Below are 14,148 nucleotides of genomic sequence, written 5' to 3'. Positions count from 1 at the left end.
GAAAGACTATCACCTATTGATTGTAAACGAATAGCCAAAATTTACAATATGAAATAGAATATTAACAATTAATTTACTTAATTTATATATAATTATATTCAGAATGGAAATTATAAGGGAGGATATAGAATTATGGATAATGAAAACAACATTTTTATTTCTAGTTCTACAATGATGCTTGAACCATGTAAACACCCTTATTACCGTACAAAAATTATTGACAGTAGCGGAAACCATCTTTACTCCTGTCAAACTGCTCTCCAACTTATACAGAAATCTTGTCTAACAAATATTCATTCTACTTATCAAGGGAGACGTAATGCTGTAAAAACAAAATTTAAATTTAAACAAAACGTTCCAATTCCGATCAATCATAGAGAATATATTTGTGCTTTCCCAACAGAATCTCCTGCTTCTCCAAATTGTATTTGGCTTTTCTTCAAACATGTTCATACAATAGAGTTTTTCAAAAAAGCTAAACGAGCTAAAATTCATTTTTCAAACGGAGCTACCGTAACGATACAAATTAGTTCCCATAAGCTAAGTCAGCAATTATGGAAAGCGGGATATGTATTATCCCAAATGAACATGCAAGATTCATCACCTTAATAACAAATAGAATGGAAGGTAGTATTTCCTCACCTTCCATTCTATTTGCTATTTTTATCCTTTTACACTATCGCGCATTTTCTCGATTGCTTGCCGATACATCCACCTTACTTGATAATATGTCATTTCCGTCTCTAAAGCGATTTCTCCCATCGTCTTCCCTACAAAAAAACGTTCAAAAATAATATACTTCTCCTTCTCGTCTAACACACTCATAAAATCCTTCACTCTTATTTCAACATCTTCAAAATGAAAGATATCCTCATACTCACCTACACATACACATCTTTCTTGCAAAGTAGATTCTTTCTTCAATCTTTCTAATATATAACCACGCACCGTTACAAGTGCATATGCAGGGAAATATCCCTTCTTTGCATCAAATCTTTCATACGCATGCCAAAGACCAATTAAACCACATTGATAATACTCTTCATAATCTTGACGGATACCTAATTTCTTTATTTGATTTACAATCATCCCTTCATACAAAACAACTGTCTCTATAAAAGTCGCTGGCTTCACACAGTACCCGTTTCTAAAAGGTATACCTTTCTAGTATTCCGCGGTACCTTCACAATATAAAAATAAACAAAAGATTTCACCGTGAGTAATTTCAAATACTACCGACGGAATTTGAAATTACACCAGCTAGTATTTGAAATTTTGTTGGTGGTATTTGAAATAGGGGTAAAAATAAAAAAGGCTCCTTCTATACATTAGAAGGAACCTTTTGTTTATGAGTTCTCAAGTTATACTATTCTGTAGTTATATTTTTGAAAAATCTATCGATCGCATATAGACCAGTAGCTAAAATATAACTTGTAACATGAACAAAAAATTTGCTATAAGTTTCTTAAATATATGTATCTTCTCCTTATAACAAAAATGCAGCAATTACTTTTATAATTGCTGCATTTCTTTCTAGTTACATGAAATATCAATATTATTGCACCAATCCTCTTAGTGCACCAAAGCCGATCGTTAAAATGAAGAAGATAACCATAAGAATCGTTGCCTTCTTTTTACTTAAACCGGCCGTAATTTGAAGACCTAACCATGTGATAACAAATCCCCAAATTGTAAATACTTCAATGCTATTTGCAATACCTTTTACAGCGCCTCCACTTGAAGCAAAAATTGGGCCTAAACCAGTGTAAAGTTCTTTTCCTGAACCACCTAGAATAAGTGCTAAAACTATATTTATTAATAAACCAAGTACTGAAATAATGCTTGAATATACATTAATTGTTAATAATTTCTTGTAAGAAGTATCATTGCTCATTAACATCATTAACACTTTATATACAGCAGCACTAATGAAGAAACCTATTATCATACCGATAACACCAAATACAAAACCAGCACCGAAAGTCATTACAGGTGTAACATTAACCCCTAATTCTTGATTGAGCTTAATTGATTCAGGTGTTAAAGAATATACATAAGCACCAATTCCACCAGTAATCCCCGATAGTAAAGAAAGTATCCAAAACGCACCCCAAACTGCATTACTATTCTTCATTCTCTCAAACTGCTCACCTGGAGAAGTAATCATTCCTAATAATGATGGCTTCTTCGCACCTACATCTTGCGTATTAATATTTGCTTCCATTATAACGCCTCCTTCTATTTATATAACCCGTTCTAACGGGCGGTTCACTTCCTCATATAGAGGCTACGAACCGCCCACTAGAACGGTAATGTGTAGTTCTACTACACTATTAATTACTCATAACGCAATGCTTCAATTGGATCTAATTTCGCAGCTTTATTTGCTGGAATTAATCCGAAAATAATACCGAGTGTCATCGAGAACAGTACGCCTCCAACGACAACTTCCCACGAAACGAGTGGTGGCCATTTTGCGAATGTAGAAACGATATATGCTCCGCCATACCCAAGACCAATTCCGATTAAACCACCTAGAAGTGTTAACATAACAGCTTCAATTAAAAACTGTAATAAAATTTTACTACGCGTTGCTCCAAGTGCTTTACGTACACCAATTTCACGTGTACGCTCCGTTACAGATACAAGCATGATGTTCATAACACCAATTCCACCAACGACTAATGAAATACCAGCGATACCACCGATGATCATTGTCATAATACCAGTCATCTTCGAAATACCTTCTTGAATTTCTTTTAAATTCATAACTTCATATTTACCAGTTGCATCGGTCGGTTTACGACTATTTAAAACATCTGCAGCTTTTTTACCTGCTTTTTCTAGATTATCTACATTTTTTGCTTGAACAGAAATATTTTGAATTTCATCTTTTCCATACAGTGTCGGCCATAATGAAATTGGAACTAGTGCTTCTGATGGTCCCATTCCCATAAACTCATTATCTGATTTGTAGACACCGATAATTTGCATCGGTTGACCTTTCATTTCAATAATTTTACCGACTGGATTGGTATCCTTAAACACCTTTTCTTCCATTTGTTTACTAATCATGACAACGTTATTACCCTGATCCACATCTGATTCTTGTAAAGAACGTCCCTTTAACAACTTTACTTTATTTACTGCAAAGTACTCACTATCTAATCCAGTAATACTTACCATTTCTTTTTTATCTTCAATATCAAGTGGTTCCATGCTGGAATTTGTTGTTACCACATGTGCGATCTCTGGAATTTTTTTAATTTCAAAAATGTCTTCTTCAGTTATCTTCGGTGCTTCTACCATTCCCATACCGAAAGGATCGTTTATATCTGCACTATAATGAATCGGAACCGTTTGATTACCTGCCCCAACAAACTGCGATTTCAATGCAGCTTCCCCGCCTTGCCCAATTGCAACGACAGTAATAATCGAACCTACCCCAATAATAATACCGAGCATCGTAAGAGCTGAACGCAGTTTATGAGCTAAAATAGAAGACAGGGCAATTTTTATACTATCTAGTAAACTCATACCGCACACCTTCTATCTTCTGTAACTTTCCCGTCTCGCAGTACAATGCGGCGGGAAGAATACGCTGCTACTTCCTCTTCATGCGTAACCATAACAATCGTCGTACCTTCTGCATTAAGCTTCGTGAAAATATTCATAACTTGCTCACCAGACTTCGTATCAAGTGCACCAGTCGGTTCATCGGCCATAATGAACGTTGGGTTATTCGCAATCGCTCTTGCAATCGCTACACGCTGCTTCTGTCCACCTGATAACTCATTTGGTAAATGATGCACGCGATCTGCCAATCCAACTTTACCTAGCGCTTCCAAAGCACGCTTGCGACGCTCCGCTTTCTTCACGCCACCATATACGAGCGGAAGCTCAACATTTTCCACTGCGGAAAGACGAGGTAGTAAATTAAAATGCTGGAATACAAAGCCAATATATTCATTACGAATTAAAGCAAGCTTTGACTCGTCTGCTGTTAAGATATTCACGTCATTCAGCATATATTCGCCTTCTGTTGGACGATCTAAACAACCGATAATATTCATAAGCGTCGACTTACCAGAACCAGACGGCCCCATAATTGAAACGAACTCACCGCTCTGAATCGTTAAACTAATACCATGTAAAATCGGCACCGCCAATTTTCCTTGATAATACGTTTTAGCAATATGATTTAACGTAATCATTTCTCTTTCACTTCCATTCCGTCATACACATCGTCGGAAGGATTTTTAACCACCTTTTGCCCCACTGTTACGCCTTCTACAACCTCTGTCCAGTCTCCATCAGTAGAACCTTTTTTCACATTTTGTTTACGAAGCTTACCTTTTTCCTCAACATAAACAAATGCATCATCGCCTTTTTCTACAATGCTCTTACTTGGGACAGCAATCATTTTCTTATTCTCTAAGTTTACCTGCAATGAAACGTGGTAGCCTGGAGATAAACCGTCTTGGCTATCAAGACTTGCTTTATATGTATATTGAGACATATTTTGAGTTGCTTCACCCATGCCGCCAGCTTGCGCCATCTCTGCACTTGTTGGGAACTCACTTACCTCTGTAATCTTACCTGTCCACTTCTTCTTATTATTTGCTTTCGCAGTTACAGTGAATGTTTGATCTTTTTGAATTTGTGACTTCTGAAGCTCAGTTAACGTACCTTGAACTTGGAATGGATCTTTAGAAGCTACTTGTAAAAACGCTTTTCCTTGACCGCCTAGCGCTTGAGATGAACTTTGTGCCGCATCTTTATCTAACTTTTGAACAACACCAGCAAAATTGCTATAAATCGTAAGTTCTTTCTGCTTCTTACTTAACTCTTCTTTCTGCAACTTTCCTTTTTCTTTCTCAAGGTCAATTGTTTTTTGTCCTATCTCTAACTCGTTTACTTGCTCGTCCATTGGATCTGTTACTTCTTTCCCAGCCCCGCTATCTTTCGCCTTCTTAATTTCTTTCTTCAATGAATCAATCTTCTTTTTCCCTTGATCGTAACGCATATCCGCCATCTTCTGATCAAGCTCAGCTTGCTTCATTTGAAGATTAATCTCTTCATTGTCATAAGAGAATAACTTCGTACCTTTTTCTACCTCTTGCCCTTCTTTTACCTCAATATCTTTCACTTTTCCTTTGGCCGGATCTGCATAGAAACTTTCAATATTACCAGGCTTCACCTGACCAGAAATTAACTTCGTATTATTCAGCTTACGTTCTGTCACTTTCTCAAAACTTACAGCATCAGACGTTGTTGATGCACCCTTCTTCTTACCTTGCATAACAAAAATATTAATTGCCGCTACAATAACAATTAGTGCAATAACCCCAATAATAATCCATTTCTTCTTCTTGTTTGGAGTACGAACCGTATTTGGTAACATATTCTCTCTCCTTTTTATAACTTAATAGTTTAATATAAAAATTGTATAAAACTTTCTGAAAATAGATTACATATTATTACATTGTTTTTACAAAGTTTTACACATCCATTTATATTGTAACAAAAATTCCAATGATTAGAAATATGACATTATATCTTTTAAGATAGATTTAAGGAAAGTTTATATTATATAGAAAAAGCCATCCAAAATAATAATTGGATAGCTTTTCAAACAAAATATTACGCTACTTTAGGATCTTTTCTCTCATGTCCACGTTGAACAATAAATAAGAAGATTGTTGATAAAACCGCTCCTGTTAATAGTAAGATGAAACAACCATCCCAGCCAGAACTATCAACAATAACACCAATTGCTGCGTTAGCTACAAGACTTCCGCCTACGTAACCGAATAGACCACACATACCAACTGTCGTACCTACTGCAAATTTCGGTACTAATTCCATCGCACTTAAACCGATTAAGAACTGTGGTACATAAATTAAACAACCGATAATAGAAACTGCAATACTTACAACAAGTACGCTAGTTGCTTGCCAATATATAAACGTACCAATAACAACTCCAACCATACTAATAATACATAATGGCATACGTTTTCCTTTAAATAATTTATCACTTAAAAAACCAACGATTAATGAACTTGGAATTGCCATACCTTCAAAGATTGCATATGCCGCATGCGCTTCTGCTTTTGAAAATCCTTTAACTGTCGTTAAATAAAGTGGAACCCAGTTAATAACACCGAAACGAATTAAATAAACAAAAGCATTCGCAATACATAAGAACCATACAAATTTATTTTTCACTACATACTTCATTAAAATTTCTTTTGGTGACATCTTGTTAGCATTATCTGCTTTTTCAAGATTTTCATAGTCATTACGATACTCATCAATTGGAGGAAGACCTTCAGATTCTGGTGTATCCTTCGCATTGATCCAAACAAGTACTGCAATTACCATTGCGATAATCGCAGGGAAAATAAACACGCCGCCTTGCCAATGATTTTCACCGAAAATACCTACACCAATTCCGACAAGTGGTGGTACAAGCATTCCACCAACGTTATGTGAAATATTCCAAAGGCCTGTTTTCGTACCACGTTCTTTCTTCGAGAACCATTTCGTCATAACAATACTACAAGGTGGTGCTCCCATACCTTGTACAATACCGTTAACAACAAGTAATGTAACAATCATCCCAAAGGATGATGCAAAGCCGAAACAAATATTTACAAGCCCTGATAAGAATAAACCGACTGCAATAAAGCGCTGGGCGAAAGCTTTATCTGATAAATTACCCATAAAGAACTTACTAAATCCATAAACAATTGCCATTACTGAGCCTAGTAGACCAATTTCAGCTGTACTAAAACCATATTCTTGTACTAAATACGTACTTGATAACGTAAAGTTACTACGAACTAAATAATAAGCAGCATATCCAACTGAAATTCCGATTAACACACGAATACGTAGTAATCGATATACACGGTCGATCATATCCGCTGGCAATCTTTCAATTGCAGGTGCTGGCTTGAGCCATTTAAACATATATTTTCGTCTCCTTTTCTCACTTCAGAGAGAGACGCTGTCTATTCCATATCTCGATTATTCCGCTATTTGATATATTTTGGTTCGTCCTTCTAACCGGCTGTCCTTCTATTTCTTTCTCATTCTTCGCAAACATCGTTGGTACGCCAAACGACACTTTTTCTAAAATATGCCCCGCTTCTTCTGATAAACAATAATCAATAAATAAATCCGCAATAATACCACTCGGTGCACGTTTTAGTTTCGAAATCGCATTAACAGATAACCCTGTTTGCTCAGGTTCGTTACTTAAAATCGGAAAGCCTTGTTTTTGAAGCATTCTCTGATCTCCCATAAAGTTGATGCCTATCATATATTCACCGCTCGCAACAAGTTCTGCTGGGATGTAACCATTCACTGTTACTTCTCCAACTTGTTCTGCCAGATTCTTCACATATCCCTTCGCTTCCTCTTCACCTAACGTATCAATCAGTGATTGGAAAAACGTATATGCTGTACCTGAAACATTTGGATCGGGCATGACAATCTTTCCTTTATATACTGGATTCAATAAATCTTTCCATCTTAACGGATACGAGAGACCGAGCGGCGCTATTTCCTCGTTCCACCGCTCTTTATTAATCGCAATTGCCAGCTTCTCCACTTCATAACCGTACCAATAACCATCTTTATCTTTAACAGTTTTTGAAATACGATTTGCATGTTGGCTTATCACAGGAATAGAAAGATTTTTTTGCTTCATCATTTGATGCGCATCTACTGTACCGCCAATAATAATATCCGCCTTCGGATTTCCAGCTTCTTCTTCCACTCTACGAAGAAGTTCTTCTGTTGAAAGACGAATAAATTCATACGTACATCCGCGCGGCTTACAAAATGATGAAAGTAACGCTTCACCAACTTCCTCACGAGCCGCTACATACGCAACAATATGACGATCATCCAAAATAGGGAGACCATTTTTACTATATTTAATAGAGGTTGTATCTCGAGAGCAACTAGACATCGCTCCTCCAATTACTAGCAAAAAGAAGAAAAAGGCTATCTTTCTCATGACGCATTCTCCTTTACGAATAACTCTGCTAGAGAGCCTTTCATATACATGACATTTCCGTTATTATCACCGAGATATTGCACAACAAAGTACGATGGATACACAGAAATCGTAAGAATATCTTCACGATCATTTTTTACGCGCTTACCTGTTTTATAAGCTGTAATATAAGCAATCGGTTCATTCTGCGATTGTAATAACTTCTGAATTTCTCCGTAATCTGTAATTTGCTTTGCGTACCAAATAGAATCAAGTATGTGCGTAAGATTGATAGTACGTACCACATCGCCTTGACGTACTACGACATCCTTTGCTGAAGCAAAGAAATCACTAATACGCTCTGGCGTGTAATACAGGCTTAATAAATACGTTTGAAGTGCTGAAATCATCGGATCCATGCCATTCTTTCCGTATACATTTTCCCCATACTGGAACAAGTCACCTACTGCAAAAGTACGCTTATGTCCATTCAAGTACGTTACTTCTCCAGTAAATACTTGTTCTTGGCTCTTAACGTCCCCTGGCTCTATTCGAATTCGGTCAAAGAATGAAACAATCGTATGCAAACGAACTTCATCCGTTACAACGATTTCTCCCCACTTTTCATGTCTTACTTTCACTTCAATTGGAAGAGATTCATTCACCCTTTGTAAAACGGCTTGTTTATCATTTACAATGTTGATTCGATTATAGATTTGCTTCTCCATAACATAAAACAAAACAAGAGAAACAATCATACAAATGACAAACATAAGAATTTGAAATGATAGCCTTTTCATTTCTGCCTACCTCCAAGATAAAAAAACGTTGTTTCGAAAATACCGCATAATTGTTTCATAAATGTATCATTTAACCGCTTTCAAGTTTTTTATGTCTTCCATCCTTCTCGGAAGCAAAAATGTAATGAATATTGTAGTACCTATTTCTTCACTACTCTCAATCCGCATGCTTCCGCCCTGCTTATTCATAATCTCCTGACAAATATACAAACCATAACCATTCCCGTAACTAGAAGGAAGTGCCTTTCCTTTCGGAGACTCATTCCACTCTGCAAGCACCACTTCATCTATACCGATCCCATCATCATGAACAAAAACCTTCGCCTCATGCTCATTTACAATTACATTCATACGAATGTGCGAAGCATCACTATACTTAATTGCATTATCAAGCACATTTAAGAAAATTTGCTTCGTCTTATCAAAATCCGCAACAACATGTACATCCGTTAACTCATTTACCACTTCAATTTCAAACTGATTTAGACGAGGTTTCACAATTGAAACTGCTTCTTCTGCCAATTCCTTTATATTCACAACTGTAGGAGACACTTCAAACGTACTCGTCCCATATTTCGAAGACTTAAGCAGTTCCTCTACAAGTGATAATAAACGCTCACTTTCCACCGCCACATAACGAAGACTTTCCTGTACATCTTCTTTCGATTGTAACTTCGGAATTAAATCCACATAACCGATAATTGCCGTTAGCGGTGTTTTTAGCTCATGCGTAATGCGGTCTAGAAAATCTTTCTGCTTTTCTTTCTCCTCCTGCAACTGCTTAATATGCAGCTCAATTCCATCGGCCATCGCATTAAAAGATGCTGAAAGCTGAGCGATTTCCACATACTCATTTAACTCAATCTTACTCTTATAATCACCATTCGCGAGCCGCTGTGCCATTTGTCTCAACTGATCAATTGGTTTATGAAGAGACTTCGCCAAACGAATCGCAAAGAAAATACCCGTAGCTACTAAACAAAGAGATGTCATTAAGAAAGTCCAGCTCACATTTGTTAAAACTTCCTTCTCACCCGTTAACTCATTTATAAAACGAATACTTCCAATGACATCGTTTCCATAATAAACCGGGCTTGAAAACAAAAGAATAGGAGCTGGATCCGCCTCCTCAAAAACGTAAGACTTCTTCCCCTTCAAAGAACTCTCAATGTCGATGTTACGGTGAAGCAATGCTCCTTTTTGTGTATCTGCAACAACATCGCCATTCTTCCCGATCATCTGCACACGGACATCCATACGCTTCGCTAAATACGACGCAATTAAAAGTGAATTCGGACCAAGCGTATCCACTTCTGCTTCCTTCTCTAAATAATTCATCGTATAAATTTGTGCTTCTACACTTAACTTTTCTAAAGAATCTGCTGCGTTATGATACATATTCTTTTCTAACGTAATATAAACAACTGCATATAAAAGAACAAAAATCGGAATTAACAGCCCAACTATTCCAAACACCATATTTCGCTTTAAAGACATACCATCACCACTTAACAATCCAGTTTATAGCCAACGCCATAAATTGTCTTAATATATTCCCCGCTCGTCCCAAGCTTCTTTCGAAGTCTCTGCACCATAATATCAACTGCTCTCGTATTTCCGATATACTCAAATCCCCATACTTTCTCAAGCAACTCATCCCTCATAAACACACGCTGCGGATTTGAAACAAATAACTGACATAAATTAAACTCTCGGTACGTTAACTGAATCTCTTGTCCACTCACATGTACCTTTCTTTCCTTAGGACAAATCACTATCTCTCCAGCCTCAATTACTTCATGACTTACAGCCGCCTCCGTCTTCTTTACACGCCGCGCCATATTCTTAACCCGAAGAATAAGCTCCGCATAATTAAACGGCTTCGTCACATAATCATCAGCACCAAGCTGCAAGCCAAGCAACTTATCATTCATCTGACTCTTTGCCGTTAACATCAGCACCGGAATATCCCTATCCCTCTCACGGAACAAACGAAGCAACTCATACCCATCCGTATCCGGAAGCATAACATCCAAAATCAATACATCCGGCCCTTCATTCCATCTCTCTAAAGCTTCTCTCCCATCAGCCGCTGCCAATACTTCATAACCTTCCATCTCCAACTGCATCCGAATCAAATTACGAATACTCGATTCATCATCCACCACAAGTATTTTCATCATTTTCCTCCTTCCACCACGTATTATAGTACAGTTTAGTATAGCAAAAATCCTATAAAAAAAGAGAGGGTATTGTCGAACATATTTTGTCGACGATACCCTCTCCCCTTTTATTATTTAGCTACAAAATAATCCGTTACATATTGTGCCCAAACTTCATGACCTTTAGCAGTTGGGAAACCAAATTCTTCTTTTAAGTATGGTAGGATAGCCTTTGTCGATGCATCCGGCCATGCTCCCCAATGATCAATATATGTATAATTATTTTGCGTTGCAAATTGTTTTAATGCTTCAATCGATTTCGGATAATTTTTCGCACCATACACTGGATTCGATGGTTGAATCATAATCGTAGCGCCTTTTGCACTAGTAGAAAGTGCTTGAACAAACTTCTGTGTATTCACAACAGAGTTCCCATTACCAGTTTTACCGTTATCGGTAATAAATGGTGGTTCAAATAAAATCACATCTGGATTGTCTTTCGCGATCTCTTTATCACGCTTATTCGCGATTAACTCTTCTGTGCTTTCACCCTTATATTCCTTTACAGTCACATTCCATAAACCCTTACCGTAAGCCGTTTCTAAATTAGCTGTTAACTTAGCTGCCCAAGCACCTTTTTCAGATGAAGAACCTTCATCACCAACGATAACAAGATTTACTGCCTTTTTATCCTCAGCAGCTTTCTTTAACTTCTCTTTCACTGCATCTGGCAAGTTCTTCGCGTATGCTTCGTTAAAAGATGACTTCGCATCTTGTTTTTTCTCTTCCTTTTTCTCTTCTTTCTTCGCTCCGCTATCTTTCACTTCAGCCTTTGTTTTCGTTACTTCACTCGTTTGTCCCGTTGCATTCGCAATCTTCTTATTCCAGTACAATTTACCGCTCACAATCGAAGCAACAAACAATACAAAAATAACAAGGACAAGTACCGCTTTCTTATTCATCGATTCACCTCATCTATTAATCTCACAATATATAATACTAATATAAATCCATGCAAAAATAAACCCAACTCCTTCCAAAGGAGTTGGGTTATTACATATTATTTAGTCACTTCAAGATGTGCTCTTAACTTATTCGTTAAATCTTGTTTTGCTGCATCCGGAACATAGTAGTACCAAATACCATCAGCGGCTTTGTGGCCGTCACCTGGGATTTGAATTTCTTCACTGTTCTTCAAGCAATCTTTATAGTTCTTTTGCATATCAAACATTTGATCTTGCGTTAAGTTTGTTTTCACGTTCTTTTGAATTGCTGTTAACACATCGCCATAGCTTGTTAAAGAAGAGAAGGTTGCACCTTTCTTAATAACAGCTTGCATCACTTGACGTTGACGCATTTGACGACCGAAGTCGCCTCGTGGGTCTTCTTTGCGCATACGTGTATATGCTAGAGCTTGGTCACCTGTTAAGTGAATATTCCCTTTCTGGAAGTGTTTCCCTTCTAGGGAGAATTCTAAATCATTATTAACATCGACACCGCCTACTGCATCTACAATATCTTTAAATCCTTCCATGTTTACTTCAATATAGTAATTGATAGGAACATTTAAGAATTTTTCTACTGTCGCTACAGACATGTCTACGCCACCAAATGCGTACGCATGGTTGATTTTATCACTTTTACCCTTTCCAACGATTTCAGTATACGTATCACGAGGAATACTTACTGTTTTCATTGAATTATTTTTAGGGTTTAATGTAATGACCATTAAAGAATCTGAACGTCCTTTATCTCCACCACGCTCATCTGCACCTAATAGTAAAATTGAAACAGGTTCAGATTTATTGATTTTTTCTTCTGGTTTATTACCTTGATCGCGTTTTAATGGTTTATGAACTTCATCTAATGTTTTTGAAACAGAAGAATATATATTATAAGCGTAAGCTCCTCCACCTATAATTAGTACTCCTATAATTCCTAATATCCAAAATAGGATTTTCTTTTTCATGCTTTTAACCTTCTTTCTTCAGGTACCGCTATCAAATTATTATAACTACAAAATATAAAATACATTATACATGTAATTCAATTTTTAAGCCAAACTATATTGATAACTCAATGAAAGTTTTAGCAACCTATAACCAATTCTCTAGTTACTAACTTTTTGATATCCAGTCTTATTTTCAGACTGCCACCTCCAAGAATCTGCACACATTTCTTCTAATCCGCGTGTTGCCTCCCAGCCTAATTCACGCTTTGCTTTCGATGCATCAGCAAAACATACTGCCACATCACCTGGGCGACGCTCTGTAATTTTATAAGGAACTTTCTTACCCGAAACTTTTTCAAATGCTTCAACCATCTCTAGTACACTATAGCCCATACCTGTGCCCAGGTTATAAGCATCTACTCCTGTTGTACTCAGTACTTTCTCAAGCGCCTTTACGTGACCATTTGCTAAGTCCACAACATGGATGTAATCACGGACTCCTGTTCCATCTTTCGTTGGATAGTCATTTCCGAATACGCTTAATTCTTTTAACTTACCTACTGCTACTTGCGTTACATATGGCATTAAGTTATTTGGGATTCCATTTGGATCTTCTCCGATACGCCCACTTTCGTGTGCACCAAATGGATTGAAATAGCGAAGTAATGCGATACTCCATTCTGCATCTGCAAATGCTACATCACGCATAATTTGCTCAATCATTAATTTCGTTTGACCATATGGATTTGTTGCACTTAATGGAAACTCCTCCGTAATCGGTGACGTTTCCGGGATACCATATACAGTTGCAGATGAACTAAAGATTATCTTCTTTACATTATGTTTCTGCATTACTTCACATAGCACTAACGTGCTTGTAATGTTGTTATGATAATATGTTAATGGAATCGCTACTGACTCCCCTACAGCTTTAAATCCTGCAAAGTGAATAACTGCTTCAATTGAATTTTCTTCAAAAATTGCGTCAAGCGCTTCGCGATTTAAAACATCTTCTTTATAAAACTTAAATTGTTTTCCTGTTATTTCTTTTACTCGATTTATAGATTCTACCGAGCTATTCGAAAGATTATCCACTACTATAACTTCGTAACCGCTATTTAGTAATTCTACACATGTATGACTACCAATATATCCTGCTCCACCTGTTACAAGTACTGCCATAATTAACAAACCTCCCCATTACTACATATCCTTATAATAAGC

14 protein-coding genes are annotated in these 14,148 nt (G+C 36.9%); 1 reads left to right on the top strand and 13 read right to left on the bottom strand.

Annotation, left to right across the window (positions count from 1 at the left end; translation table 11 throughout):
* Positions 1-132: 132 nt before the first annotated feature.
* Positions 133-609 carry a competence protein ComK gene (locus tag QCI79_RS14670; RefSeq protein WP_000368313.1) on the top strand — a complete coding sequence of 159 codons (477 nt, stop codon included), beginning with the start codon at positions 133-135 and terminating at the stop codon, positions 607-609.
* Positions 610-663: 54 nt separating this feature from the next.
* Here the strand turns inward: QCI79_RS14670 and QCI79_RS14665 are convergent, their stop codons facing one another.
* The 13 genes from QCI79_RS14665 to galE form a co-directional block, all read right to left on the bottom strand.
* A complete protein-coding gene (locus QCI79_RS14665) occupies positions 664-1,134 on the bottom strand; it encodes a sigma-70 family RNA polymerase sigma factor (RefSeq protein ID WP_000801278.1) in 471 nt (156 codons plus the stop codon).
* A gap of 421 nt (positions 1,135-1,555) precedes the next feature.
* Positions 1,556-2,224: a YknW family membrane protein gene (yknW, locus tag QCI79_RS14660; RefSeq protein WP_000387916.1), complete on the bottom strand. Its 669-nt coding sequence runs from the start codon at positions 2,222-2,224 to the stop codon at positions 1,556-1,558.
* A gap of 113 nt (positions 2,225-2,337) precedes the next feature.
* Positions 2,338-3,537 carry an ABC transporter permease gene (locus tag QCI79_RS14655; RefSeq protein WP_000054347.1) on the bottom strand — a complete coding sequence of 400 codons (1,200 nt, stop codon included), beginning with the start codon at positions 3,535-3,537 and terminating at the stop codon, positions 2,338-2,340.
* Positions 3,534-4,214, bottom strand: coding sequence for an ABC transporter ATP-binding protein (locus QCI79_RS14650; protein WP_000631604.1), 681 nt, complete (start codon positions 4,212-4,214; stop codon positions 3,534-3,536). The genes QCI79_RS14655 and QCI79_RS14650 overlap by 4 nt, the downstream gene beginning before the upstream one ends.
* On the bottom strand, positions 4,211-5,404 hold the full coding sequence (locus tag QCI79_RS14645) for an efflux RND transporter periplasmic adaptor subunit (protein ID WP_000937331.1): 1,194 nt from the start codon (positions 5,402-5,404) through the stop codon (positions 4,211-4,213). Before QCI79_RS14645 ends, QCI79_RS14650 begins: the two co-directional genes overlap by 4 nt.
* 239 nt (positions 5,405-5,643) lie before the next feature.
* The gene (gene pgtP / locus QCI79_RS14640) at positions 5,644-6,978 is read right to left on the bottom strand and encodes an MFS transporter (RefSeq protein ID WP_000477602.1); all 1,335 of its coding nucleotides are present in this window, start codon (positions 6,976-6,978) and stop codon (positions 5,644-5,646) included.
* Between the two features lie 19 nt (positions 6,979-6,997).
* Positions 6,998-8,032 carry an ABC transporter substrate-binding protein gene (locus QCI79_RS14635; RefSeq protein WP_001225645.1) on the bottom strand — a complete coding sequence of 345 codons (1,035 nt, stop codon included), beginning with the start codon at positions 8,030-8,032 and terminating at the stop codon, positions 6,998-7,000.
* The gene (locus QCI79_RS14630) at positions 8,029-8,811 is read right to left on the bottom strand and encodes a DUF3919 family protein (protein ID WP_000826626.1); all 783 of its coding nucleotides are present in this window, start codon (positions 8,809-8,811) and stop codon (positions 8,029-8,031) included. The genes QCI79_RS14635 and QCI79_RS14630 overlap by 4 nt, the downstream gene beginning before the upstream one ends.
* A 66-nt stretch (positions 8,812-8,877) precedes the next feature.
* On the bottom strand, positions 8,878-10,308 hold the full coding sequence (locus QCI79_RS14625; RefSeq protein ID WP_000054027.1) for a HAMP domain-containing sensor histidine kinase: 1,431 nt from the start codon (positions 10,306-10,308) through the stop codon (positions 8,878-8,880).
* An 11-nt stretch (positions 10,309-10,319) separates the two neighbouring features.
* The gene (locus QCI79_RS14620; RefSeq protein WP_000699553.1) at positions 10,320-10,991 is read right to left on the bottom strand and encodes a response regulator transcription factor; all 672 of its coding nucleotides are present in this window, start codon (positions 10,989-10,991) and stop codon (positions 10,320-10,322) included.
* 113 nt (positions 10,992-11,104) lie between these two features.
* Positions 11,105-11,935 carry an SGNH/GDSL hydrolase family protein gene (locus QCI79_RS14615; RefSeq protein ID WP_001034164.1) on the bottom strand — a complete coding sequence of 277 codons (831 nt, stop codon included), beginning with the start codon at positions 11,933-11,935 and terminating at the stop codon, positions 11,105-11,107.
* Between the two features lie 98 nt (positions 11,936-12,033).
* On the bottom strand, positions 12,034-12,942 hold the full coding sequence (tagU, locus tag QCI79_RS14610) for a polyisoprenyl-teichoic acid--peptidoglycan teichoic acid transferase TagU (protein WP_000727051.1): 909 nt from the start codon (positions 12,940-12,942) through the stop codon (positions 12,034-12,036).
* Positions 12,943-13,083: 141 nt separating this feature from the next.
* Positions 13,084-14,106 (bottom strand): UDP-glucose 4-epimerase GalE, encoded by a 1,023-nt coding sequence (gene galE / locus QCI79_RS14605; protein ID WP_000279912.1) that lies wholly within the window; start codon positions 14,104-14,106, stop codon positions 13,084-13,086.
* Positions 14,107-14,148: the final 42 nt, after the last annotated feature.

It is taken from the genome of Bacillus cereus group sp. MG1 (genome assembly GCF_040460035.1).
Taxonomy (GTDB): domain Bacteria; phylum Bacillota; class Bacilli; order Bacillales; family Bacillaceae_G; genus Bacillus_A; species Bacillus_A cereus.
Note: the sequence above shows the minus strand (reverse complement) of the source record. Positions and strands in the feature narration are given on the sequence as shown.